Origin of the sequence: Nonomuraea sp. NPDC050022 (assembly GCF_044460705.1) — a bacterium.
Classification (GTDB): domain Bacteria; phylum Actinomycetota; class Actinomycetes; order Streptosporangiales; family Streptosporangiaceae; genus Nonomuraea.
Window position 1 is genome coordinate 308057 of sequence record NZ_JBITKE010000001.1, and the last position, 23568, is coordinate 331624.

A 23568-nucleotide genomic window follows, 5' to 3' on the forward strand; every position below is an offset into this window, starting at 1 on the left:
CGAGCGAAGCGCGGAGATGGCGGTCTCCAGGCTGATCGAGGAGGCCTGGTGACGGAGTCCGGCGAGGCGCGCCCGTCAGGAGGCGAGCCGATCCGCGTCCTGATCGTGGACGATCACGAGCTGATCAGGCGGAGCCTGGCTCTGGCGCTGGCCGCCGAGCCAGACATCGAGGTGGTCGGTGAGGCGAGCGACGGGCATGAAGCGGTCGAACTGGCCGACCGCCTCATGCCCGACGTGGTGCTCATGGACGTACGCATGCCGCGGCGCGACGGCATCGAGGCGGCGAAGGGCATCAAGGCCTCGGTGCCGAGCACCCGCATCATCATGCTGACGGTCAGCGACGAGGAAGAAGACCTCTTCGAGGCCATCAAGGCGGGAGCGACCGGCTATCTGCTCAAGGACGTGCAGATCAACGACGTCCCCGCCGCCGTGCGCGGAGTTCATGAAGGCCAGTCGCTCATCAATCCGGCCATGGCCGCCAAACTCATCAACGAGTTCGCGAACATGAGCAAGAAGGAGAGCGAACGCCCACCCCAGCTCCCTGTGCCGCGGCTGACCGAGCGGGAGATGGAGGTGCTGCGCCTGGTGGCCAAGGGGATGAACAACCGCGAGATCGCCAAGCAGCTCTTCATCTCCGAGAACACGGTCAAGAACCACGTCCGCAACATCCTCGACAAGCTGCAGCTCCACTCGCGCATGGAGGCTGTGGTCTACGCGGTACGCGAGCGCATGCTGGAGATCACCTGACATCGCCCTCGGGCGGGCGCGGCGGCTGAGAATCGCCCGCCCCCTCGGTGGGCGTGCCGGGCGGTGACCCCTGCCCCCTCGGTGGGCGTGCTGGGTGGCGACCGTCTACGCCCGCGGTGAGCGTAGCGTTGCTGACCGTCTGTCCCTGCGGTGGGCACCGCGGCTTCTGATGGCCTGCGTCCTCGACGGATGCAGCGGCTGCCGACCGTCTGCGCCTGCGGTGATCGTGGCGCGTCAGGCGGCATGCCCCGGCAACTGTCGACCACGTACCCGCCCGCTCGGCGGGCGTGGCGGTGGTTCGTCGGCATCGGCCGCAAGTAGGCGATGAGGCTTTGTCGGCACCCGTTGCCCAGTAGGCAATGAGGTGGCGGTCAGTGCGCCCTTCGCCTCCAGGTGGTGATATCCGAGGTCCGACCCCCAGCCCGGCCGAGGCCTGACCCCCAGCCCGGCCGAGGTCTGACCCCGGTCCGACCGGGGCCCACCTGGTGTCCGACCCGAGCTGTGTCCGAGGTCCGATCCCCGGTCCGACTGGGGCCCATCTGGTGTCCGACCCGAGGTCTGGTCCTCCCTGGGGCCCGAGGTCTGGCTGGGGGTCCTCCCTGGGGTTTGGTCCGAGGCGCTATCTGGGGTCCGCCTCCAGGTGGGCGATGAGGGTGGGGTCGGCGCGTTCGACTCGTACGGTGTCGCAGCCCACCCACTCGGCGGCCGACCACAGCGCGTCGCTCAGGGCGTCGGCCCACTTGGCGCCGGTGAGACCCGGTTCCAGGCTGAGCTGTCTGGCCACCAGCGTGGTGCCGTCGCGGGCCGGGTCCACTCGGCCGATCAGCCGGCCGCCGGCCAGCACCGGCATCGTGAAGTAGCCGTGCACCCGCTTGTGCTTGGGCACATAGAGCTCGAGCTGGTAGTTGAAGCCGAAGACCCGCTCGGTCCGGCCGCGATGCCAGATGAGCGAGTCGAACGGCGACACCAGCGTCGTCCGGTGCCGCCCGCGCGGCGCCGACTCCAGGGCCGCCGGATCGGCCCACGCGTTGGTCTGCCCCCTGGTCGAGGGCCAGCCGGTCACGCGTACGGGCACCAGCCCCGTGGCCCCGCTGAGCAGCGTCTCGTCGAGGATGGCGGCGAATCTCCCCTTGAGGCGCAGGAAGTCGATCAGGTCGCCCCGGGTCGCCACGCCCAGCGAGGCACCGGCGATGGCCGCCAGCCGTACGATGCACTCCTCGTCGGAGAGGTCCTCGGCCTGGAGTTCGGCGGGGACCACGCGCTCGGAGAGGTCATAGACCCGGCGCCAGCCGACGCGGCGGCTACAGACGAGCTCGCCGATGTCCAGCAGCCATTCCAGGCCGATCTTCGAGTCGGACCAGTCCCACCAGGGGCCGCCGTTCTTGGCGCCGCCGACGTCGGAGGTGGTGAGCGGGCCCGAGGCGCGTACCTGATCCAGCAGCTTCTCCACGTGGTCGGGCACCTCGTGCCAGCGGTAGCGGCGATCGCGGTAGGCGCGCCGCCTGAAGGAGTAAAGGGGCCAGTGCTCGATCGGCAGGATGCAGGCGGCGTGGCACCAGTATTCGAAGCTCTGGGCGGGATTGTGCCAGTAGGCCCGCTCGACTTTGGGCCTGCCCACCGCGCCCAGGCGCGCGTAGGCGACGAGCTCGTGGGAGCGGGCCAGGACCGAGATCGTGTCGAGCTGGATCGCGCCGAGCCTGCGGAGCATGCCGTGCACGCCACCTCGGCGGGCGTCCGCGCCGAGCAGGCCCTGGGCGCGCAGGATCAGCCGCCGCGCCTCGTCGGCCGTCAGATCCGTCATATCAGCACATTGGTACGGCTATGCATGCCGCGATGCTAGCGGCGGCCACCGACAGAAACCCGACAGGAGGAAAAACGACAGGAGGAAAGAGGAGACGATGGCCCGCCGCCTGATGCCTGGCATGGGCGGGCGTCCGCTGTGCCGCCTGGACGAGCGATGGCCCGCCGTGTGGCGCCCGCATGAAACGCATGAGAGAGAGGTCTGCCGCGTGGCGCCCGCGTGAGAGAGGTCCGCCGTGTGGCGCCCGCATGAGAGAGGTCGCTGCGATGCCCGGATGGACGATGGTCCTTCCGCCGCGTGACGCGTACGTGAGGCACGACGCGTACGTGAGCGGCGTCCTGCGACGCGTGGCGCACGGGAGCGGAGTCCGCCGCGTAGCGCGTACACCAGCGGCGGCCTTCCGCGTCTGCGTCGGAGGCTCGGGCGGCCCGGAGGGGTAGGGATGCCGGAGGTTCGGGCGTCCCCGAGGTTCGCCGGAGGCTTAGCGGTGGTCTTCCGCGTGGAGTCCCGCCCTGGGCGCGTCGATCACGACGTCGGTGAAGATGTCGAAGACGAGGGCGAGGATGCCGCCCACGACGAACACCCCGGCGCCGATCCAGATGAGCGTCCAGTTGGCGGCGGTCATCCCATAGCCGGCGACGACGGTGCCCAGCAGCATCACGGTCACCGCGAGCCATGAGGACGCGCGGCCGCCATGGTTACCGAGATTCTCCGTGTGCTCTGACTTGCGCCCCTCAACCATCACAAATCCTTCCCTTTGCCAGATATCCCGCTAACGGTGCAAACCACGGGCTTACCGGCATACGCTCTGCCTAGACCCCATTCTCCCAGACATGCCCGACGCTCTCGTCGTCGCGGTGGCTGTGTCTGGTTGCTGAACCGCCTACGATGGCAACGGGGAAGTTTGTCTCAGCCTCTCCTCCTGGCGGCGCCGCCGGGGTAGACCTGCGAGGAGCTTTACATAAAGTGGCAGCCATTCTCGACAAGATCCTACGTGCCGGCGAAGGCAAGACGCTGCGCAAGCTCAAGCGGATCGCCGATCAGGTCAACTCCATCGAGGACGACTTCACGAGCCTGTCCGACGCGGAGTTGCGCGCCCTGACGGACGAATTCAAGCAGCGGCTCGCGGACGGCGAAACCCTCGACGATCTGCTTCCCGAAGCGTTCGCGACCGTGCGCGAGGCGGCCCGCCGCGTGCTCGGTCAGCGTCACTTCGACGTGCAGATCATGGGCGGCGCGAGCCTTCACATGGGCAACATCTCGGAGATGAAGACCGGCGAGGGCAAGACCCTCACCTGTACTCTCCCCGCCTACCTCAACGCGCTCGCCGGCAACGGCGTCCACGTCATCACGGTCAACGACTACCTGGTCAAGGTCGGCGCCGAGAACATGGGCCGCGTCTACCGATTCCTCGGTCTCGAGGTCGGCATGATCCTGGCCGGGCAGGTCCCGGAAGAGCGGCGCAAGCAGTACGAGGCGGACATCACCTACGGCACCAACAACGAGTTCGGCTTCGACTACCTGCGCGACAACATGGCGTGGTCGCTGGACGAGTGTGTGCAGCGCGGCCACCACTTCGCGATCGTCGACGAGGTCGACTCCATCCTCATCGACGAGGCCCGCACCCCGCTGATCATCTCCGGTCCGGGGGAGCAGTCGGGCAAGTGGTACACCGAGTTCGCCAAGATCGTGCCGCGGCTGCGCAGGGGCGTCGAGGCCAAGTCGCCCGACGAGGAGAGCACCGGCGACTACATCGTCGACGAGAAGAAGCGCACGGTCGGCGTTCTGGAGTCCGGTGTCGCCAAAGTCGAGGACTGGCTGGGCATCGACAACCTCTACAAGGCCGAGCACACCCACCTGGTCGGCTTCCTGAACAACGCTCTGAAGGCCAAGGAGCTGTTCAAGAAGGACAAGGACTACATCGTCGCCGAGGGCGAGGTGCTCATCGTCGACGAGTTCACCGGCCGCATCCTGCACGGCCGCCGCTACAACGAGGGCATGCACCAGGCCATCGAGGCCAAAGAGGGTGTGAAGATCAAGGACGAGAACCAGACTCTCGCCACGGTCACCCTGCAGAACTACTTCCGCCTCTACAAGAAGCTGTCCGGGATGACCGGCACCGCCGTCACCGAGGCGAACGAGTTCCACCAGACGTACAAGCTCGGCGTGGTCCCGATCCCGACGAACCGTCCGATGATCCGCAAGGACCAGGCCGACGTCGTCTACAAGACCGAGGACGCCAAGTTCGCCGCGGTCGTCGAGGACATCAAGGAGCGCTACGACGTCGGCCAGCCGGTGCTGGTCGGCACCACCTCGGTCGAGAAGTCCGAGCGGCTGTCCAAGGCGCTCAAGCGCCGCGGCGTCCAGCACGAGGTGCTCAACGCGAAGAACCACGCGCGTGAGGCCGCGATCGTCGCCGAGGCGGGCCGCAAGGGCGCCGTCACCGTCGCCACCAACATGGCCGGTCGAGGCACCGACATCATGCTCGGCGGCAACTCCGAGTTCCGGGCCGACCTTGAGCTGCGCCAGCGCGGCCTCGACCCGCTCGAAACGCCCGAAGAATACGAGAAGGCGTGGCCCGAGGCGCTGGAGAAGGCCAAGGCGGCCGTCAAGGCCGAGCATGACGAGGTCACGGTGCTCGGCGGTCTCTACGTTCTCGGCACCGAGCGGCACGAGTCGCGCCGCATCGACAACCAGCTCCGCGGTCGTTCCGGCCGCCAGGGTGACCCGGGCGAGTCGCGCTTCTACCTCTCGCTCGGCGACGACCTGATGCGCCTGTTCAACTCGGCCAGGGTCGAGATGATCATGACCAGGCTCAACATCCCCGACGAGCAGCCGATCGAGTCCGGCATCGTCTCCAAGGCCATCGCCTCCGCCCAGCACCAGGTCGAGCAGCAGAACTTCGAGATCCGCAAGGAAGTTCTCAAGTACGACGAGGTCATGAACCGGCAGCGCAAGGTGATCTACGCCGAGCGCCACCGTGTGCTGGAGGGCGCCGACCTGCACGAGCAGGTGCAGGGCTTCATCGGCGAGGTGATCGACGGCTACGTCGCGGGCGCCACGGCCGAGGGCTTCGCCGAGGAGTGGGACCTCGACAAGCTGTGGAAGGCGTTCGGCGAGCTCTACCCCGTGACGGTCACCATCGACAACGTGGTGGAGGAGGCCGGCGGCCGCGAGGAGCTCAGCGCCGAACTCATCAGCACGAAGATGAAGAAGGACGCGCTGGAGGCCTACGCCAGGCGTGAGGAGGAGCTCGGCGCCGACGCCACCCGCGAGTTCGAGCGCCGCGTCATCCTGTCGGTCCTCGACCGCAAGTGGCGCGAGCACCTTTACGAGATGGACTACCTGCGCGAGGGCATCGGCATGCGGGCCTACGCGCAGAAGGATCCGCAGATCGAATACCAGCGCGAGGGTTTCGAGATGTTCGCCGCGATGCTCGAGGGCATCAAGGAGGACTCGGTCGGTTTCCTGTTCAACATCGAGGTCGAGGTTCAGGAGAACCCGATCGTCGAGGAAGAGGACGCGATGATGGCGGAGACCCGCTCGATCATCGCGCGCGGCCTGCGTGGGCCCGAGCGGCCCGCCGAGCTCGAATACTCCGCGCCGGGTGAGGCAGGCGAGGTCGAGCACACCCGGGTCCGCAGCACTTCGGCCGAGCGCGCCGCCTACGGCAACGTCGAGCGCAACGCGCCCTGCCCCTGCGGCTCGGGCAAGAAGTACAAGCGCTGCCACGGCGACCCCAAGAACGCCCAGGCATAACGCACCGGTCCGGTTCTGGGAGAAGGCCCTCGCCTGTCGGCGGGGGCCTTCTGCCGTCTTCCGGGCGGACCGATACCTCGGCTTGCTTCCGGCGTGTGTTGGGGGTTGTCAGGCGGTTTCGAAGTCCGTGCACAGCCATTGGACGCCGCGCCGCTCAAGCCGTACGGCGAGTACGTGGCTGCGTTCGCCGCAGTGGACGAGGAGGCACATCTCGACCGCTCCGTCCTTGGGCTCCTTCACGTGCGGGCTCCCCACGAACGGCGGTCGTTTCGTCTCGATCATCCGCCCCGCCTTGACGAGGTCGCGGTAGGCCCGGTCGGTGAGCCGGTCGGCGACGCTCTCGGGCGGCCGCCGCCCCGAGAGCACCTCGGCCAGTGCCTGCCCGAGCAGTCGCAGCCTGCGCTCGTCGGGACCGACTCCCGGCGGTCCCCACACGAGCGGGTCGGAAATGGCGGCGTGCGGAAGGGATGACATGGGGGCCTCCGATGTCATAGGGGGAGAGGGACAGTACAAAGAGTTTCCGGCCCGGCCCTTGAATACATCGCCCACCAACTTTCCCGCTCAGTCCACCCATTCGAGGTGATTGGCGAGAAAGATCGCCGGAAGTTGGAGTGGTGTTGGGCGGCGCGATCCGAATTTCGGCCCTGTACCCGCCATCAATAGGCCGTCCCCAACGAATTCGGCCGGGCCTCTACGGTCTACTGGCGATGGCAGGTTGGGGTGTCGCGGTCCGTAACCCCATTGCGGCACTGCGTGGCAGTCAACGGCCAAGCGCGCAGGGACAGACCACCAAACGTGCGGAGATGATCAGTATGTCGGGGACGGCTGCTAGGTTGCGGTGGCATGGCGAAGTCCTCCCGGCATAAGGCGCCGCACCTTTATGTGATCGATGAAGATTTCGTCCTGCCCGATCGGGGTGACGAGCAGGAAGGGGCGCCTGAGTCCGCGGTTCCCGCCGGCGATCCGGACGAGGCGGTGCGGCTCTTCCACTCCTACCGGCGGCTGATGGCGCGGATCCTCGGATACGAGGAGGAGCTCCCCGAGCCCGCGAGTGAGGAGGACCTCGCCGCGGTGGAGGACAGATTCGGCGTTACGCTGCCTCCGGACCTCCGCGCGCTGTACGGCATCGCCGACGGTGACGGCGACCTGATCAATGCGCTGTTCGACCGGCACCCGTGGCTCTCCCTCGCCGAGATCGGCGACCAGGATGACGAGTGGTTCGACATCGGGCGGGAGTGGCAGTACGAGCCCTGGCGCCGGACGGTGTTCGATGCCCAGCCCCCGAACACCGTCCTGAGGTCGTCGCTGCGCCTGGGCTGGATCCGGTTCGCCTTCGACACCGGCGGCAACTGGCTCGCCGTGGACATGGATCCCGGCCCGAACGGTCGTCCCGGGCAGGTCATCTCGGTCGGAGTCGACTACACGACAGAGCCGACGTACATCGCCGACTCGGTGACCACGTTCCTGCGCCGTCTGGTGGAAGCGCTGGAACGCGGTGACTACCGCCGTCACGACGAGAGCCTGTGGATCGACGCGGACCTGCCGCAGCTGCCCGTCGAGCATGCCACGTACAGCGACGACCCGCCCTCCCGGGAGCGGGCCATGCGGGCCGGTCCACGGGTGCAGGAGGTGCGGGTGGTCGACGTAGAGGATTGCGCGTTCCTCGCCGTGGTGCCCGAGGTGTGTTCGCTGGCGCTGTCGAGCAAGGGTTCGCCCGATCTGACCCTGCTCGGTGACCGTCCGGTGGAGTATCTGGAGCTCGATGTGGAGTCGGCCGACCTGACGGCGCCGGCCCGAAACCGGGAGTTGCGTTCGCTGTCGATCACCTGCGCGCGACCCGTCGAGCTGGCTCCGCTCCGTACGGTGCCGAACCTGTGGGCGCTGGACATCGCGGCGGCGCCCGTCGCCGACATCGCCACGGTGACCGAGCTGAAGGGACTGCGGTACCTGGAGGTGACCCAGGACCAATGGCGGGAGCTGTCGGAACTCGATGACCTGCCGCCGCTGGCCGTCGTCGGTATCCACCCCCACCGCCCCGAACGCGACTGGCCGAGCTCAACGGACTGGGTCACCAGTTATGACGATCCGCCCAGGAGCTAAGAGGGCGGCTCGCCCGAATCGACGTCTGGTTCGGGCTCGCGGCCCGGGGTCATGATGTTCAGTTTGCGGATGAGGAAGCTGAACACCACGTAATAGACCACCCCATAGATCACCCCGAGCAGGAGGATGCCCGGCAGGTTGTGGGTGTTCGACTTGCTGGCGTTCAGCAGCATGTCCAGCAATCCCGCCGAGAAGCCGAAGCCGAGCTGCCCGCCGATGAGCGTGGTGAGCGCCATCGCCAGTCCGGTCAGCACAGCGTGTACGGCCAGCAGCACGGGTGCCACGAAGATGAACGCGAACTCGATCGGCTCGGTGATCCCGGTGACGAACGAGGCCAGCCCGGCCGACAGCATGATGCCGCCCACGGCCGCCCGCCGGTGCGGGGGCGCGGCCCGCCACATGGCCAGCGCGGCGGCCGGCAGCGCGAACATCATGATCGGGAAGAACCCGGCCATGAACTGGCCGGAGTGCGGGGCGCCGCCGAAATAGCAGTTCCAGTCGCCGCCGAGGACCTGGCCGCCGACCTGGCACTGCGGCACCACGTACCAGACGATCGAGTTGACGAAGTGGTGCAGACCGAGCGGGATCAGTAGCCGGTTGATCAGGCCGTAGATGCCGGTGCCCAGTGGTCCGAGTGTGGTCAGGGCCTCGCCCGCGTGGCCGATCCACTCGCCGAGAATCGGCCACACCCAGCCGATGAGCACGCCGAGCAGCAGCGCCACGATCGAGGTGATGATGGGTACGAACCGGCGCCCGCCGAAGAAGGCCAGCCAGGACGGCAGCTTGATCCGGTGGAAGCGCTGCCACAGCATGGCGGTGACCAGCCCGATCATGATGCCGCCGAGCACCTGGGTGGGGTTCTGCATGCCGTAGTTGATGATCTCCTTGATGCTGCCCTGGGGCTGGACCGCTTTGATCAGGACCGTGTCCCTGATCGCCGAGCCGAAGAACATCACCTTGGTCACGCGGTCGAACACCAGGTAGCCGACCACCGCGGCGAGCGCGGTCGAGCCGTCGGACTTGCGGGCGAACCCGATCGCCACCCCCACCGCGAACAGCAGCGGCAGGTTCTCGAACAGCGCCGCACCGGCGGCGGCCAGCACCTCGGCGACCTGGTTCATCCAGCCGAAGCCGGCCACGTCGGCCAGGCCGCCCGGTTCGGCGCCGTTAGAGCCGAGCATGTCGGGCTGGCCGAAGCGGAGCAGCAGCGCGGCCGCGGGCAGGGCGGCGATGGGCAGCATGAGCGAGCGGCCCAGGCGCTGGAGCACGTTCATCACGCGTGAGAACGGCGAAGGCCTGGCGGCGGTGGTCTCGTTCACCGGGCGTTCCTCCGGGTCGGGCCCTCAGCCCCGTCTGGTGGGCATTTCCAGAATGGTGCGCAGCTGGTAGCGGTCCGCGCGATAGGTGGACACGCCCAGCTCCGCGCAGATGCCGCCGGAGAAGGATCTGCGCTGCAACAGTAGTACGGCCCCGCCCCGGGGGAGTTTGAGCAGGTCGGCATCGCTCGGATCGGCGATGCCCCCGTCGATGGTCAGCTCGCCGGCGTCCATGACCAGCCCGTAGCGGCTCTCCAGCAGCTCGTAGAGCGACCTGCCCGACAGGTCGTGCTCGGCCAGGTCGGGCGCGAGCTTGACCGGGATGTGCGCGCGCTCGATGGACAGCGGTTCGCCGTCGGCGGTGCGCAGCCGCTCGATGAAGTGCACTTCCTCGCCCGGCTGGATGCCCAGCTCCTTGGCCAGATGGGCGCTGGCGCGTACGACCCGCCGGTCGAGGTCGCGCGAGCCCGGCTCCATGCCGCGCGCCCGCATGTCATCGCTGAACGACGTGAGCTGCAGCGCGAGCTCGATCTTGGGTCTGGCCACGAACGTGCCCTTGCCCGGCACCCGGTGCAGGCGGCCCTCGGACACCAGGTGGTCGACCGCCTGCCGGACTGTCATCCTGGAGAGGCCGAAGCGCTGGCAGAGCTCGCGCTCCGACGGGATGGCGGCGCCGATGCTCAGCTCGTCGCTGTCGATCAGGTCCAGCAGGATCTCGCGCAGCTGGAAGTACTTGGGCACCGGGCTGTCCGGATCGATGTGCGCCACGGATCCTCCCCTCGATCTGACCTGGGCGATGGGCTATGGTTCGTACTGGTCTAGTCCGGACTAGACCACATGTCGCAAAACAGGGTCAAGTCTGCCCGGTAACGATTTGAGGGATGATGACCACCAAGATGCGCAGCGAGATCGCCGAGCAGCCTGAGGCGCTGCGGGCCACGCTCGATTCCCTGCTCCCCAGGGTCGACGAGGTGAGAGCACTGGGCGAGCGGACCCGCCAGCTCCTGTTCATCGCGCGTGGCACCTCCGACAATGCCGCAGTCTACGGCCGCTACCTGGTCGAAGCCCACGCCGGGCGGCTGGCCGCGCTCGCCGCCCCGTCCGTCGCGACGACGTACAAGCGCAAGCTGGACCTCGACGGCGTGCTGGCCGTCGCCATCTCGCAGTCCGGCCGGACCGAGGAGATCGTCGAGACGCTGACCTGGGCCAAGGACTGTGGCGCCAGTACGGTCGGCGTGACCAACGGCGGCCCGGACAGCCCGCTCGCCCAGGCCGCCGACCTGGCGCTGTGCACGCTGGCGGGTGAGGAGAAGGCGGTCCCCGCCACGAAGACCTACACCACCCAACTCGCCGCGCTGGCCGTGCTCGCGCTCGGCCTCGGCGCCGACGTGGACGCGGCCGACCTGCAGCGGGTCCCGGATGCGGTCGAGAAGCTGATCGCCGAGCCGGGCGACCTCGACGCGGTCGTCGAGGGCCTGGCCGACAAGCAGGGCGCCGTGGTCTCCGCGCGCGGGCTGGCCTTCTCCACCGCGCTGGAGACCGCGCTGAAGCTCAAGGAGGCGTGCTACCTGCACGCCATGGGCCTGTCGTACGCCGACCTGCTGCACGGGCCGATCGCCGTGGTCGACGCCGACACCCCCGCCCTGCTGGTCGCCGCCGAGAACAGCCCGACGCTGTCCGGTACGGTCGCGCTCGCCGAGCGCGTCGTCGCGGCGGGCGCCGCGGCCTTCACCATCGGCGGCGGCCCGGCGCTGGCCCACGCGGGTACGGCGGCGCTCAACGGCCCCGATCTGCCCGAGTGGGTCGCGCCCATGGGCCTCATCGTGCCGGGGCAGTTGCTCACCGAGGCGCTGGCCCGGAGGCTGGGCATCGACCCCGACGCGCCGCGCGGGCTCAACAAGGTGACCCAGACCGACTGACGTTTAGCCTGGTCGTAACGTTACGAGGAGGACGGATGGCGGCTGATGCCAGCGCGATCATCGCGGGGCTCGGCGGTGCGGGCAACATCATCGACATAGAACCGTGCATCACCCGGTTGCGTACGGAGGTGCGTGACGTCTCCAAGGTCGACCAGGCCGCGCTCAAGGCGGCGGGGGCGCACGGCGTCATGGCCGCGGGCAACGTGGTGCAGGTCGTCGTCGGGCCCGAGGCGGACACGATCGCCAGCGACATCGAGGACATCATCGGCTAGAGGGCGAGACCATGACGACTGTTCTCGCCCCGGTCGAGGGGGTGGCCGTGGGGCTGTCGGCGGTGCCCGACCCGGTGTTCTCCGCGGGCATGGTGGGGCCGGGAACGGCGATCGATCCGGCGCGGGAACCCGGCAAGGCCGTAGCCCCAATATCCGGGAAAATCATGAAATTGCATCCGCATGCCTATGTCATCGTCGGGGATGACGGCAAAGGCGTGCTGGTGCATCTGGGCATCGACACGGTCCAGCTGAAGGGGAAGGGCTTCGAGTTGCTCGCGGCCGAGGGCGACAGGGTCCGCGCGGGCCAGCCCGTGGTGGCCTGGGACCCGGCCGCGATCGAGGCCGGTGGCCGCTCGCCGGTCTGCCCGGTGGTCGCGCTCGACGCGCCCGCCGGTGCGGTGACGGCCATGGCCGGCGGGCCCGTGCACGCCGGCGACGAGCTTTTCCTGTGGGACTGAAGAGAGCCATGGGCCGAAACTTTGGGTAGGTGCCGGGGTCGGGTGGTCCGGACCGGTTGGACAAGGAGGAGTACATGGCCGAGCGCAAGGTCACCGTGGCGGCGGAAGTGGGCCTGCACGCCCGCCCGGCGGCGACATTCGTGCAGACCGCAGTCAAGGCCCCGATGGACATCACCGTGAGCAAGGGGGTGACCGGCCAGCCCGTCAACGGCAAGAGCATCCTGCAGATCCTGGGGCTGGACGTCCGGCAGGGCGAGGACATCGTGATCAAGGCCGAGGGCGAGGGCGCCGACGAGGTGCTCGACGCACTGGCGGCGATCGCCGGGACACCATGAACCTGCGGGGGGCCGGGGTCAGCCCGGGGATCGGGACCGGGCCCGCCTACGTGCTGACCGGGGCCGTCCCCGAACCCCCCGCCGGCTCCACCTACGAGGGTCCGCCGGAGCCGGAGCGCGAACGCGCGGTGGCGGCGCTCGGACAGGTCGCGGGAGAGCTGGAGGCCCGGGGCAACCGGGCCGGCGGCGAGGCCAAGGAGATCCTCAAGGCCCAGGCGCTGATCGCCGAGGACCCCGGGCTGGTGGTGGGGGTCAAGGCCCTGATCGACCAGGGCGTCGCGGCTCCCCGGGCGGTTTACCAAGCTTTCGCGAAATATCGGGACATGCTGGTGAGTGCGGGTGGGTACCTCGGCGAGCGGGTCGCCGACCTGGACGACATCAGGGACCGCGTGATCGCCCGCCTCACGGGCCACCCCCTGCCGGCCCCGCCACCCGTTCCGGGCACGGGTGAGCCCTATGTGCTGATCGCCGTCGATCTGGCGCCCGCCGACACCGCGTTGCTGTCGAAGGACGCCGTGGCCGCGTTCGTGACCGAGGCGGGCGGGCCGACCAGCCACACCGCGATCCTGTCCAGGGCGATGGGCGTGCCCGCCGTCGTGGCCTGTCCGGGCGCGACGGAGATCCCGGCCGGCACTCGGATGCTGGTCGACGGCAACACCGGGGAAGTACGGCTGGAGCCCACCGAGTCCGACATCGCCCGGCACGTCAGCGCGCACGAGGCCAGGCGGCGACGCATGACGACCGGCGGTCCCGGCCGGACCCGGGACGACTTCCGGGTGCAACTGCTGGCCAACATCGGTGGCCCGGACGATCTCGACGCGGCGCTGGCCGCCGGGGCCGAGGGTGTGGGGCTGTACCGGACCGAGTTCCTGTTCCTCGGGCGGACCGAGGCGCCGTCCGTGGCAGAGCAGGAGGCGGCCTATCGGGCGGCGCTGGCCGCGTTTCCCGGCGGAAAGGTGGTGGTGCGGACGCTGGACGCCGGTGCCGACAAACCGCTGGCGTTCCTGCCCTCCGCCGCGCCCGAGCCGAACCCGGCCCTGGGCGAGCGTGGCGTGCGGCTGTTCGAGAGGTTCCCCGAGGTGATGGCCGCCCAGCTGGAAGCGCTCTCCGTGGCGGCGGCGGTGAACCAATCGGGTGCGGTGCGGGCCAGTGCGGCGGCGGCCGAGCTCCAGGTGATGGCTCCGATGGTCGCCACGGCCCAGGAGGCCCACTGGTTCGTCGACGCCTGCCACGCCAGGGGGCTCCCGCAGGCAGGCGTGATGATCGAGATCCCGGCGGCGGCGCTGCGGGCGGAGAGCCTGGTCACCGTGGTCGATTTCGTGTCGATCGGGACCAATGACCTGGCCCAGTACGCCTTCGCCGCCGACCGCCAGTCCGCCGCGCTGGGCTCGCTGCAGGACCCGTGGCAGCCAGCGCTGCTCGACCTGGTCGCCATGACCGCTACGGCCGCCTCCGACAACGGCAAACCGTGCGGCGTCTGCGGGGAGTCGGCCGCCGATCCGGCGATGGCCTGCGTGCTCGTGGGGTTCGGGGTGTCCACGCTGTCCATGGGGGCCGCCGCGCTGCCCGCCGTACGGACCGGGCTGGGGGCGCACACACTCGACCAGTGTCAGCTCGCCGCCCAGGCCGCGCGGGGAGCGGCTACGGCGGCGCACGCCCGCGCGGCGGCCCGCTCCCACCTGCCGGGCCTCGTCGAGTTGGGGATCTGACCGGACCGGGAGGGCTGGGGCTCCGACAGGACCGGGAGGAAGAGGGCATTTGTCGGCTGTGTGGCTCAGGGGTCCCGCGGCATGGATACCTTTGAGAGCATGTTTCGACGGACAGGCACGGCTGGGCTCCTCGTGATGGCTCTCGCGGCATGCGCCGGGGGAGGTGGCGGCCCGGTGGGTGCGGCTCCGGCGACCCGGCCGGAGGTGGCGCCTCCGTCCACGGTTCAGCAGAGCTCGTCGTCGGCCGGCCAGGGCAGCGGATTGCCGGGCGTCCTGTCGAAGATGAGCGTGGAGGAGAAGGTCGGCCAGCTGTTCATGCCCGTCCTGTACGGCACGGGCCCCGGTAGCGTGTCGGGCGAGAACCAGGCGAGGTATGGTGCGCAGACCCCGGCCAAGGTGGTCGCCAAATACCATCTCGGCGGCGTGATCCTCTTCCCGGCGAACATCCAGAGTGTCGGCCAGGTCGTCGGCCTGACCAACGGGCTGCAGCAGGCGTCGAAGGACGTGCCACTCCTGATCGGCACCGACCAGGAGAACGGCCTGGTGTCCAGGATGGGCGCGCTTATGACCGACTTCCCCGGCGCCTCGGTCATAGGCGCGACCAAGGACACCGCGGTCGCCCGGTCCGTGGCCAAGGCCACCGGCGAGGAGCTGCGCGCGGTCGGCGTCAACCTCGACTTCGCCCCGGTCGCCGACGTGAACATCGACCCGAGAAACCCGGTCATCGGCAAGCGCGCCTTCGGCGATCAGCCCGGTGAGGTGGCCAAGATGGTGGCCGCGTCGGTGAAGGGTTTCAACGACGCCAAGGTAGCCGCCACCGCCAAGCACTTCCCCGGCCACGGCGACACCAACATCGACAGCCACACCGGACTGCCGGTGATCAAGCACACGAAGGAGCAGTGGGAGCGGATCGACGCGCCGCCGTTCAAGGCCGCGATCGCCGCCGGTGTCGACGCTGTGATGAGCGCGCACATCGTCTTCCCCAAGCTCGACGCGTCACGCGACCCCGCGACGCTGTCCAAGCCCATCCTGACCGGACTGCTCCGTAACAAGCTCGGCTTCCAGGGCGTGATCTCCACGGACGCGCTCAACATGGACGGGGTGCGCAAGAAGTACAGCGACGCCGAGATCCCCGTACGGGCCATCCAGGCGGGCGCCGACCTGCTGCTCATGCCGAACAACCTGCCCGTGGCCTACAACGCGGTGCTGGCGGCGGTGAAGTCGGGCAAGATCTCGCAGGAGCGGCTCGACCAGTCGGTGACGCGGCTGCTCAAGCTCAAGCAGGCCCGCGGACTGCTGCCCAAGGCGCCCGTGGCGTCGGCCGCGCAGGCGGCCAAGGTGCTCCGCAGCACGGAACACCGCAAGGTGGCCGCCCGCGCCGCGCGTTAGTGCGAGCCCTTCAGCCCGCTGGCGATGAACATCGCGGCGAGCAGGGCGAACAGGAACGCCTGCAGGAACTGGATGAACATCTCGAACGCGGTCATCAGTATCGTCATCGCCACGCCGAGGACGCCGATGCCCGCGCCGAGCACGGTGAGCCGCTCGAACAGGAACCAGAAACCGACCGAGCTGAAGAAGGCCAGCAGGAGATGGCCGGCGAACATGTTCGCGAACAGCCGGATGAAGTGCGTGAACAGCGAGTTGATGAAGGTCTCGGCGAGGATCAGCGGGGCGTAGATGCCGTAGGCCCAGCCGGGTAGGCCCTCCAGGTACACCACGCCCTTCAGGTAGCCGCGCACGCCGTGGTGCTTGACGCCGAGGAAGACCTTGACGACGTACACGCTGAGCGCCAGCCCGAGAGGGAAGTCGATGTGCGCGGCGACCGGGAACTGGATGAACGGGACGACGCCCATCAGATTCCAGACCAGCACGGTCAGGAAGATCGTGAGGAGCAGGCCCATCCACCGGTCGGCGTCCTTGCCGAGATTGGGCTTGGCCACCTGTTCGCGGACGAACACGTAGGCGTACTCGCCGAGGTTCTGCCAGCCTCGGGGGACCAGTTTCGGCTTGGCGAAGGCGCCCCAGCACAGGGCGATGACGATGATCGAGGAGAGCAGGGCGAGCAGCGTGGGCTTGGTCAGCCATTCCGGCCCGCCGGGGAGTATCGGGTCGAAATCGAACAGCTCCGTACCAGGAGCTTTGAACTCATCCGAGGTGATCAGGATCGTCGTGCGCACGGCGGTCCCTCCATGGGGTCAGCTCAATGGACCCTCACGATAGCCAGGGAATTTGGCCGCCCTTTATCCGGGGTTTATGTGGGTCTGCGGGTGATGTGCGACGCTCAACTACCCTAGAACGGGATTCCAAGGAGGGGCCTTGATCACAGGGGTGCTGATCGACTGGGGTGGCGTGCTCACCACCAGTCTCTCTGTCTCCATCGGCAAGTGGATCGAGGCGGATCGCATCGACGACCGCCACTACCGAGCCGTCATGCGCGAGCTGATCGACCAGGCCTACGGCGGCGAGCAGGAGAGCGTCGTGAACGCGCTGGAGCGCGGGGAGATCGACGGGGCCGCGTTCGAGCGCGACCTGGCCGCCCGGCTGCTGACCGTCGACGGGGTCTCGCCCGAGGCCGAGGGGCTGCTGGAGCGGATGTTCGCCGGCTTCGAGCGGGTCGAGGTGATGTACGACATGCTGCGCGACGTCAAGCGCAACGGCGTCAAGACGTGCCTGCTGTCCAACTCATGGTCCAACGTCTATCCCCGGGACGGCTGGGACGAGCTCTTCGACGCGGTAGTGATCTCCGGAGAGGTCGGCATGCGCAAGCCGGAGCCGCGCATCTTCGAGCACGCGCTCGGCCGGGTCGGGCTGCCCGGCGAGGCGTGCGTGTTCATCGACGACATCGAGGTCAACATCCTGGCCGCGCGGGGCCTCGGCATGGCGGGCATCCACCACCGCGACGCCGATTCGACCATCGCGGAGCTCGAGACTCTGCTCCAACTTCCGTTGCGACGGGCATGATAGAGCCCTTGCACGCTGTGAAAGGTTCGTGATGCGCGTCTATTTGCCGTGCACGCTCCCCGCGCTGGCCCGAGCGGTCGAGGCGGGGGAGCTAGGCCCGGCCCCGCTGACCGGCTACGCGGTGACCCCCGCGCTGACCGAGTGGTACGCCTCGGGTGACACCGAGGAGCTCGAATACGTGGCTCTCACCGAGGCCGCCCGCGCCTCGCTGCGCCGGCTGGCCGCCGACCGCGCCGACGGCGTCGAGGCGTCCTCCCGGCGCGTGGTCGTCGTGGCCGAGGTGCCCGACGGCACGCTCTCGATCGGCTCCGACCTGGAAGAACGGGCCCGAGTGCGCGTGACGGCGCCGGTTCCGCTGGGCAAGGTGGACGCGGTCCACGTCGACGACCTCTACGCGATCCCGGACATCCAGGCCGCGGTCGCCGCCCTCCCCGCCGCCGACGAAGGCGACGACGACGCCCGCTTCACCGTGGACGGCGCCGAGGCGCACGAGCTCATGTGGTTCGCCACGCAGGAGATCCCCGATCTGCTTCAGACACGTTAGGTATACGTTAAATAGCTCACAGTGCCTTGACCATTTCTTGAAACTTCTCGCTATGGTCCAGACGGATCCCCATCCCGAACCCAAGGAGTCGGTTCCAGTGAAGTTTCGAGTGACGGCCATCGCGGTCGGCGCGGTGGCGGCGGCCCTGCTCACGATCTCTCCTGCCAGTGCGCAGGCGACCGCGAAGCCGTACGACCACAAGGACCCCTACCAGACCGGCTGCGGCAACTCAGCCAAGATCGTGAAGACTGGCTCGATCAACAGCCGGGCCAACGGCAAGGTCGGCACGATCCAGCTCTGGTGGTCGGGCAGGTGCAAGACCAACTGGATCGAGATCAAGACGGCCACGTCCGCGTCCGGCAGCATCAGCGTCTACACCGAGGACGGCAGGTACGACCGGTTCGCCTTCAAGAAGGGCAACGGCGGCCGTCACTGGGGCAACATGCTCTCTGCCAACAACATGTGCGCCTGGGGCGGCGCCAGCGTCCAGTGGAACGGCGGCCGGGGCGGCCAGAACGGCGCCGGCAGCACCGCCAAGGCCTGCGGCTAGCCACACCTCTGTAGTGCGGGTCTGACCCGCAGTCACGGGTGAAGCCGCGGCCAACGGGCTGCGGCTTCGCCGTTCACCGGGATGTCACACCCGCCCGTTAAACTGATCGTGACATGACAAAGCACATCATCTGGGACTGGAACGGCACGCTGTTCCACGACATCGACGCCGTCGTCGGGGCCACCAACGAGGTCTTCCGGTCGTACGAGTTGCCGCCGCTGACCGCTGACGACTTCCGCGCGGTCTACACCCGGCCCATCTGGGTCGCCTACGAGCGGCTGCTCGGCCGCCCGCTCAACGAGGGCGAGTGGGAGCTGCTCGACAACGGCTTCCATGAGCACTACTTCCGCCTCAGCGTCGCCTGCGGGCTGGCCGCCGACGCCGAGCTGTCGCTCACCAGCTGGACGGGCACCCAGTCGCTCTGCTCGATGGCCCCGCACACCCACCTGGTGCCGCTGATCGAGTCCTTCGGCATCACCCGGCACTTCACCAGGGTCGACGGCCTGGTGGGGCTGACCGGCGGCGAGAAGGCCGCGCATCTGACCGCGCACATCGAGGCCATCGAGGTCGAGGCCGGCGAGATCCTGGTGATCGGCGACAGCGTCGACGACGGGCTCGCCGCCAAGCACGTGGGCGCCAGGGCCGTCCTCTACACCGGTGGCATGACGACGCGCGCCGAGCTGGAGGCCACCGGGCTGCCGGTCGTCGACACCCTCGCGCAAGCCCTCACCTATGCCTGAATGCCCCAGCAGGCAGCCTTCGGCGGCCAGATAGCCGTACCCTGGCTGGATCCCCCACAGGAGGTCGCCATCAAACGCCTTGTGCTCTGGAACATCGACCTCACCTTGGTCGACGTCGCGATCGTGACCAGGGACGCCTACGCCGAGGCGTTCCGCGCCGTGACGGGGCGTCCGTTGCTCAAGCTGGCGCCGGCGCGCGGCCGGCCCGACTCCGAGATCGTCTTCGAGACCCTCGCGGTCAACGGCATCGTCACCGAGGACGACACCCTGCCGAGATTCCTGTCCGCGCTGGCGATGGCCTTCGCCGACCGGCGTAAGCGGCTGGCCACTGAAGGCCACGTGATGGCGGGGGCCAAGGAGGCGCTCAAGGCCGTCGCCGGGCTCGACGGCGTGGTCCAGTCGGTGCTCACCGGCACGATCAAGAGCAACGCCGTGCACAAGCTCAAGGCGTTCGGGCTGGACAAGCACGTCGACTTCGAGCTCGGTGGCTACGGCGAGGAGGTCTATCCCAAGGCGACGCTGCTCCAGGTCGCCCAAGGGCGGGCCAAGGCGCGTTTCGGCATGCCGTTCACCGCGGTCAACACCGTGGTGATCGGCGACTCGACGCGTGACGTGCAGGCCGCCAAGATCGGCGGGGCGGCGATGATCGGGGTGGCCTCGGGCCGGTCGATGGCGAGCGAGCTGCGCGAGGCCGGGGCCGACCTCGTGCTGCCCGACCTGTCCAACGCCTCGGAGGTGGTGGCCGCGGTCGCGGGCCTCACCACGCCGGTCGACCGCAGACCGGTCAGCCCTTGACCTGACCATCGGGCCGCACGTCTGCCGGGCCGCACGTCTGCTGGGCCGCACGTCTGCTGGGCCGCACGTCAGCCGGGCCGCGCGTCAGCTCAGCGCGCTGAGGAAGCGGGCCGCGATCGGGGCCGCCACCGCGGAGCCCGCGCCGCCGCCCTCCACGATCACCGCGAACGCCAGGTCCCCTCGGTAGCCGATGAACCAGGAGTGCGCCGGCGGCTCCTTGCCCGAGCCGTACTCCGCCGTCCCGGTCTTGCCGGCCGTACCGGAGGGGAACCGCACCGCCTGGGCGGTTCCGTCCGTGACGACCGCGGGCATGAGCTCGCGCAGGGCCCGCACCACGCCGTCCTCCAAGGGGCGTGGCCGGAGGGTGCGGTCCGGCACCAGCTCCTGGGCGACCAGCCGGGGCGGGCGCCAGGAGCCGTCGGCGATGGCGGCGGCCACCGAGGCCATGTTGAGCGGGCTGGCCAGCACCCTGCCCTGGCCGATCGAGGCGGAGGCCAGGTCGGTGTCGTCCTTCGGCGCCGGGAACTCGGCCTTCACCGCCGGCACGCCCGGCGTGATCGCGGAGCCGAAGCCGAAGGCGCCGGCCACCTCGGCGAGCCGGCCGTTCCCGAGCTTGGCCACCCCCATGGCGCCGAACGTGGTGTTGCACGAGTGGGCGAAGGCGTCGCGGAAGGAGAGCCTGCCGTAGTCGTGGAAGCCCGCGTTGTGGAAGGGGAAGCCGCCGATGTTCTGCTCGGGCGGGCATTCGACCTGCTCGTTCGCCTTCGCCCCGTCCGCGACCAGCGCGGAGGCCGTCACGACCTTGAACGTCGAGCCGGGCGGGTACTTGCCGAGCAGCGCCCGGTTGAACCCGCCGGGCTTGTTGACCACCGACAGGATCTCGCCGGTCGACGGCCGGACGGCGACCAGCGAGGCCGGTTTGCGCACGCCGTCGAGCGCGGCGGCGCCCGCCCGGTGCACCTTGAGGTCGATCGTGGTGTGCAGCGGCGTCCGCGCCGCCGGCTTGACCATGGTCTGGAGGAACTGATCGCCCTGGTAGAGGTCGATCCTGCGGGACTGCCCGTCGGCGAGCCGGTCCGGATAGGTCTGCTTGAGCCCTTCGACGAGTTGCAGCACCGAGCCGGGCGCGTCCGGGGTGTCGACGCGGCTGCCGTTGGCCGCCAGCACCGGGACCGTCGCGGCCTTCTCCGTGACCAGCCGCAGGGACCTGCCCTGCTTGAGCGAGGGATTGATGGCGGCGGGGGTCCAGTCGACCTTCCACTCGCCGCCGCGTTCGACGAGCTTGAGCTTGCCGTCGTACGTCCAGCTCTTCGGGCCGGTGAGACCGGCGTGGAAAGCGATCACACCAGCCGGGCCGGCGGCCGCGTCGCGCTTGAAGGTCGCGCCGGTGAGCTTGAGGTCGGCGCGGAAGCGCTGGTGCCAGCGCTCGAAGTCGGCGGGCGGGTCGGCGACGAGCTCCCGCATCCGCGCATAGTTCTGGACGGACCAGGCGGACAGGTACGAGTCCGCGGTCTCCTCCGGGGTGCCCTTCGTACGCAGCACCCAGATCGTGCCGGCCGCCGCGACGGCGGGAACCAGCACGGCGGCGGTGATCCACGGCCATCGGCGTTTTCGCCTGGGCGGCGATTCTGGCTGAAGATTCATGAAGATTGTCCCCCTTTGTGACCCCATGCGGCCGAGCACACCAGAGCCCGCCGTGTGGTGTCCAATACCGATATGAGCGCTATGTAGATATAAATGTGGATATAGTTGCTGGTCATGGACCTTGTCCGGCACCTGCGCTACTTCACCGTGGTGGCGGAGGAACTCCACTTCGGCAATGCCGCGATCCGGCTCGGCATGGCCCAGCCGCCGCTCAGCCAGCGGATCAAACGCCTGGAGGAGGAGCTCGGCGTGCGGCTCTTCGACCGCTCCGCCCGCCAGGTCCGGCTGACCGAGGCGGGCCGCCTGCTGGTCGGCGAGGCCCGCGAGATCGTGACCAGGGCCGACCGGCTGCGCGAGCTCGTCCGTCACGGCGAGGGCCGGGCGCTCAAGCTCGGCGTCCCGCCCGACCTGGCCGCCGCGGTGATCGCCGCCCTGGTCGAGGGCTTCCGCGCGAGCAATCCGGACGTACGTCTCACGCCGGCGGAGATCTGGACGGCCGATCAGGTGGCCGCGCTGACCGAAGGCGCCATCGACGTCGGCATCGTGCGCCACCCGATCAACGCGCCGGGGCTGCGGTTCGGGCAGGTGCTGGTGCAGCCGCAGGGCGTGCTGCTGGCCGAGGGGGATCCCCTGGCCGTGGCCGGGGAGGTGCACCTGGCCGACCTGGCGGACCGCGAGCTGCTGATGCCGCCCAAGGAGGGGGAGCCGGGGCTGCACGCCGTGACGCTGGCGGAGTGCCGCCGCCACGGCTACGTGCCCGCCCAGGTGCATCAGGGCGCCGGGCTCGGCCTGGTGCTCGCCGGGGCGGCGGTGGCGTTCGGGGCCAGGACGGACCACCCTGGGATCGTCTGGCGTCCGCTGCTAGGCTCGCCGATCAGTTCCCGGGTCTCCACGGCCTGGCGAGTGGAGACGGAGGCGGTCGCCGGCTTCTCGGCGGTGGCCGTACGAACGCTGAAAGAGAGCGCCGGGATGACGGACGAGGCCGCGGCGCCCGTGCGGCACATCAGCCGCAGACCCGGGATGCTGGCATGAACGAGCCGGATCTGGCCGCGCTGTTCGGCGCGGCGGGCGTGACCGGGTGGCTGCACGCGACCGACCTGCGCTCGGGCCGGGAGATCGGGCTCGGCTCCGACGTGCCGCTGCCGACCGCCTCGATGTTCAAGGTGCCGTTGATGGTGGAGTTCTGCCGCCAGGCCGACGCCGGGCTGCTCGATCCGGCGAGCCGGGTGACCGTAGGGGCCGCCGACCGGGTGACCGGGCCCACCGGCCTGTGCGCGATGCTCGACGACGTCACGATCTCCCTGCGCGACCTGGGCCACCTGATGATCACGCTGAGCGACAACACCGCCGCCGACGTGCTGCTGGCCAGGGTCGGGCGCGAGGAGATCAACGCGATGCTCGACGGGTTCGGGCTGCGCGAGACGCGGGTGCGGCAGAGCTGCCGGGACATCTACGAGAGCATGGCCGAGGACGCCGGGCACAGCTGGCCGTACCTCGATCCGGAGGACATCGCGCGGCTACGGGTGCTCGATCCCCCGCGCGCCAACAGCGCCACGCCGCGCGAGACGGCCGCGCTGTTCGGGCTGATCTGGCGTGATCAAGCGGCCTCGGCGGAATCGTGCGCCTGGATGCGCAACGTCCTGAACCTGCAGGTCTGGCCGCACCGGCTGGCTTCCGGCTTCCCGTACGACGACGTGGAGGTCAGCGGGAAGACCGGGACACTCCCGACACTCCGCAACGAGGCGGGCGTGGTCGAATATCCCGACGGCGGCCAGTACGCGGTGGCGGTGTTCACCCGCTCGCTCAGCACCGCGCTCAACCAGCCGCGCGCCGACGCGGTGATCGGCACGGCCGCGCGTATGGCGGTGGACCACCTACGCCGGTAGCAAGTTATGTGGCGGTTCGGGTATGACATTGC

24 protein-coding genes are annotated in these 23568 nt (G+C 69.2%); 17 read left to right on the plus strand and 7 right to left on the minus strand.

All coding sequences use genetic code 11. The features are described from left to right. Nucleotides 1–48 precede the first annotated feature (48 nt). On the plus strand, nt 49–747 hold the full coding sequence (locus ACIBO2_RS01405; protein WP_357647853.1) for a response regulator transcription factor: 699 nt from the start codon (nt 49–51) through the stop codon (nt 745–747). Between the two features lie 189 nt (nt 748–936). Continuing rightward, nucleotides 937–1068 (plus strand): hypothetical protein, encoded by a 132-nt coding sequence (locus ACIBO2_RS01410; protein WP_397294765.1) that lies wholly within the window; start codon nt 937–939, stop codon nt 1066–1068. A gap of 298 nt (nt 1069–1366) precedes the next feature. On the opposite strand, the gene ACIBO2_RS01415 is transcribed toward ACIBO2_RS01410, so the two are convergent. Continuing rightward, complete coding sequence (locus ACIBO2_RS01415) at nt 1367–2548, minus strand: DNA glycosylase AlkZ-like family protein (protein ID WP_358550858.1); 1182 nt, start codon at nt 2546–2548, stop codon at nt 1367–1369. Nucleotides 2549–3029: 481 nt separating this feature from the next. After that, on the minus strand, nt 3030–3290 hold the full coding sequence (locus ACIBO2_RS01420; protein WP_357647849.1) for an HGxxPAAW family protein: 261 nt from the start codon (nt 3288–3290) through the stop codon (nt 3030–3032). 224 nt (nt 3291–3514) lie between these two features. On the opposite strand from ACIBO2_RS01420, the gene secA reads away from it, so the two are divergent. After that, nucleotides 3515–6307, plus strand: a complete 2793-nt coding sequence (gene secA, locus ACIBO2_RS01425; RefSeq protein ID WP_358550860.1) for a preprotein translocase subunit SecA — start codon at nt 3515–3517, stop codon at nt 6305–6307. Between the two features lie 108 nt (nt 6308–6415). On the opposite strand, the gene ACIBO2_RS01430 is transcribed toward secA, so the two are convergent. Beyond that, nucleotides 6416–6781, minus strand: coding sequence for an Rv3235 family protein (locus ACIBO2_RS01430; protein ID WP_358550862.1), 366 nt, complete (start codon nt 6779–6781; stop codon nt 6416–6418). A gap of 408 nt (nt 6782–7189) precedes the next feature. On the opposite strand from ACIBO2_RS01430, the gene ACIBO2_RS01435 reads away from it, so the two are divergent. Continuing rightward, nucleotides 7190–8407, plus strand: a complete 1218-nt coding sequence (locus ACIBO2_RS01435) for an SMI1/KNR4 family protein (protein WP_358550864.1) — start codon at nt 7190–7192, stop codon at nt 8405–8407. Here ACIBO2_RS01435 and ACIBO2_RS01440 read toward each other — a convergent pair. Both ACIBO2_RS01440 and ACIBO2_RS01445 read right to left on the minus strand, forming a co-directional pair. Beyond that, nucleotides 8404–9726, minus strand: coding sequence for a PTS transporter subunit EIIC (locus ACIBO2_RS01440; protein WP_358550866.1), 1323 nt, complete (start codon nt 9724–9726; stop codon nt 8404–8406). The two genes, ACIBO2_RS01435 and ACIBO2_RS01440, sit on opposite strands and share 4 nt — an antisense overlap. Before the next feature lie 24 nt (nt 9727–9750). Continuing rightward, the gene (locus tag ACIBO2_RS01445) at nt 9751–10491 is read right to left on the minus strand and encodes a GntR family transcriptional regulator (RefSeq protein ID WP_225295901.1); all 741 of its coding nucleotides are present in this window, start codon (nt 10489–10491) and stop codon (nt 9751–9753) included. 116 nt (nt 10492–10607) lie between these two features. Here ACIBO2_RS01445 and ACIBO2_RS01450 point away from each other — a divergent pair, with 116 nt between their 5' ends. From ACIBO2_RS01450 to nagZ, 6 genes are all read left to right on the plus strand, one after another. Beyond that, nucleotides 10608–11642: an SIS domain-containing protein gene (locus ACIBO2_RS01450; protein WP_397295697.1), complete on the plus strand. Its 1035-nt coding sequence runs from the start codon at nt 10608–10610 to the stop codon at nt 11640–11642. A gap of 8 nt (nt 11643–11650) precedes the next feature. Beyond that, entirely contained in the window at nt 11651–11914 is a 264-nt protein-coding gene (locus ACIBO2_RS01455) for a PTS glucose/sucrose transporter subunit IIB (RefSeq protein ID WP_263655705.1), read from the plus strand. 11 nt (nt 11915–11925) lie between these two features. Further along, nucleotides 11926–12372 carry a PTS glucose transporter subunit IIA gene (locus ACIBO2_RS01460; RefSeq protein WP_358550870.1) on the plus strand — a complete coding sequence of 149 codons (447 nt, stop codon included), beginning with the start codon at nt 11926–11928 and terminating at the stop codon, nt 12370–12372. A 74-nt stretch (nt 12373–12446) separates the two neighbouring features. Beyond that, on the plus strand, nt 12447–12707 hold the full coding sequence (locus tag ACIBO2_RS01465) for an HPr family phosphocarrier protein (protein WP_357949124.1): 261 nt from the start codon (nt 12447–12449) through the stop codon (nt 12705–12707). Continuing rightward, entirely contained in the window at nt 12704–14416 is a 1713-nt protein-coding gene (gene ptsP / locus ACIBO2_RS01470; protein WP_358550872.1) for a phosphoenolpyruvate--protein phosphotransferase, read from the plus strand. Before ACIBO2_RS01465 ends, ptsP begins: the two co-directional genes overlap by 4 nt. A 174-nt stretch (nt 14417–14590) precedes the next feature. Further along, complete coding sequence (nagZ, locus tag ACIBO2_RS01475; RefSeq protein ID WP_358550874.1) at nt 14591–15805, plus strand: beta-N-acetylhexosaminidase; 1215 nt, start codon at nt 14591–14593, stop codon at nt 15803–15805. On the opposite strand, the gene atpB is transcribed toward nagZ, so the two are convergent. Further along, nucleotides 15802–16593, minus strand: a complete 792-nt coding sequence (gene atpB, locus ACIBO2_RS01480) for a F0F1 ATP synthase subunit A (RefSeq protein ID WP_357949131.1) — start codon at nt 16591–16593, stop codon at nt 15802–15804. The genes nagZ and atpB overlap by 4 nt on opposite strands. A gap of 139 nt (nt 16594–16732) precedes the next feature. Here atpB and ACIBO2_RS01485 point away from each other — a divergent pair, with 139 nt between their 5' ends. The 5 genes from ACIBO2_RS01485 (at nt 16733) to ACIBO2_RS01505 (ending at nt 20006) form a co-directional block, all read left to right on the plus strand. Then, complete coding sequence (locus tag ACIBO2_RS01485; protein ID WP_358550876.1) at nt 16733–17377, plus strand: HAD family phosphatase; 645 nt, start codon at nt 16733–16735, stop codon at nt 17375–17377. Nucleotides 17378–17408: 31 nt separating this feature from the next. Continuing rightward, nucleotides 17409–17921 (plus strand): DUF6912 family protein, encoded by a 513-nt coding sequence (locus ACIBO2_RS01490; protein ID WP_358550878.1) that lies wholly within the window; start codon nt 17409–17411, stop codon nt 17919–17921. A gap of 97 nt (nt 17922–18018) precedes the next feature. After that, complete coding sequence (locus tag ACIBO2_RS01495) at nt 18019–18471, plus strand: DUF2690 domain-containing protein (RefSeq protein WP_358550880.1); 453 nt, start codon at nt 18019–18021, stop codon at nt 18469–18471. A gap of 113 nt (nt 18472–18584) precedes the next feature. Further along, nucleotides 18585–19211, plus strand: a complete 627-nt coding sequence (locus ACIBO2_RS01500) for an HAD family hydrolase (RefSeq protein ID WP_358550882.1) — start codon at nt 18585–18587, stop codon at nt 19209–19211. Beyond that, nucleotides 19212–20006: a haloacid dehalogenase-like hydrolase gene (locus ACIBO2_RS01505; protein WP_358550883.1), complete on the plus strand. Its 795-nt coding sequence runs from the start codon at nt 19212–19214 to the stop codon at nt 20004–20006. It abuts the gene before it with no gap. Between the two features lie 84 nt (nt 20007–20090). On the opposite strand, the gene ACIBO2_RS01510 is transcribed toward ACIBO2_RS01505, so the two are convergent. Next, nucleotides 20091–21650, minus strand: coding sequence for a penicillin-binding transpeptidase domain-containing protein (locus ACIBO2_RS01510; RefSeq protein WP_397294772.1), 1560 nt, complete (start codon nt 21648–21650; stop codon nt 20091–20093). A gap of 114 nt (nt 21651–21764) precedes the next feature. Here ACIBO2_RS01510 and ACIBO2_RS01515 point away from each other — a divergent pair, with 114 nt between their 5' ends. After that, a complete protein-coding gene (locus ACIBO2_RS01515) occupies nt 21765–22682 on the plus strand; it encodes a LysR substrate-binding domain-containing protein (RefSeq protein WP_358550887.1) in 918 nt (305 codons plus the stop codon). After that, complete coding sequence (locus ACIBO2_RS01520) at nt 22679–23536, plus strand: serine hydrolase (protein WP_397294774.1); 858 nt, start codon at nt 22679–22681, stop codon at nt 23534–23536. Before ACIBO2_RS01515 ends, ACIBO2_RS01520 begins: the two co-directional genes overlap by 4 nt. Nucleotides 23537–23568: the final 32 nt, after the last annotated feature.

Bases quoted from the DNA above. Each gene is read 5' to 3' on its own strand.
- ACIBO2_RS01410 (WP_397294765.1), top strand. From the start codon at position 937: ATGCAGCGGCTGCCGACCGTCTGCGCCTGCGGTGATCGTGGCGCGTCA.
- ACIBO2_RS01415 (WP_358550858.1), bottom strand. From the start codon at position 2,548: ATGACGGATCTGACGGCCGACGAGGCGCGGCGGCTGATCCTGCGCGCC.
- ACIBO2_RS01420 (WP_357647849.1), bottom strand. From the start codon at position 3,290: ATGGTTGAGGGGCGCAAGTCAGAGCACACGGAGAATCTCGGTAACCAT.
- ACIBO2_RS01430 (WP_358550862.1), bottom strand. From the start codon at position 6,781: ATGTCATCCCTTCCGCACGCCGCCATTTCCGACCCGCTCGTGTGGGGA.
- ACIBO2_RS01450 (WP_397295697.1), top strand. From the start codon at position 10,608: ATGACCACCAAGATGCGCAGCGAGATCGCCGAGCAGCCTGAGGCGCTG.
- ACIBO2_RS01460 (WP_358550870.1), top strand. From the start codon at position 11,926: ATGACGACTGTTCTCGCCCCGGTCGAGGGGGTGGCCGTGGGGCTGTCG.
- ACIBO2_RS01465 (WP_357949124.1), top strand. From the start codon at position 12,447: ATGGCCGAGCGCAAGGTCACCGTGGCGGCGGAAGTGGGCCTGCACGCC.
- ptsP (WP_358550872.1), top strand. From the start codon at position 12,704: ATGAACCTGCGGGGGGCCGGGGTCAGCCCGGGGATCGGGACCGGGCCC.
- ACIBO2_RS01490 (WP_358550878.1), top strand. From the start codon at position 17,409: ATGCGCGTCTATTTGCCGTGCACGCTCCCCGCGCTGGCCCGAGCGGTC.
- ACIBO2_RS01500 (WP_358550882.1), top strand. From the start codon at position 18,585: ATGACAAAGCACATCATCTGGGACTGGAACGGCACGCTGTTCCACGAC.
- ACIBO2_RS01505 (WP_358550883.1), top strand. From the start codon at position 19,212: ATGCCCCAGCAGGCAGCCTTCGGCGGCCAGATAGCCGTACCCTGGCTG.
- ACIBO2_RS01510 (WP_397294772.1), bottom strand. From the start codon at position 21,650: ATGAATCTTCAGCCAGAATCGCCGCCCAGGCGAAAACGCCGATGGCCG.
- ACIBO2_RS01515 (WP_358550887.1), top strand. From the start codon at position 21,765: ATGGACCTTGTCCGGCACCTGCGCTACTTCACCGTGGTGGCGGAGGAA.
- ACIBO2_RS01520 (WP_397294774.1), top strand. From the start codon at position 22,679: ATGAACGAGCCGGATCTGGCCGCGCTGTTCGGCGCGGCGGGCGTGACC.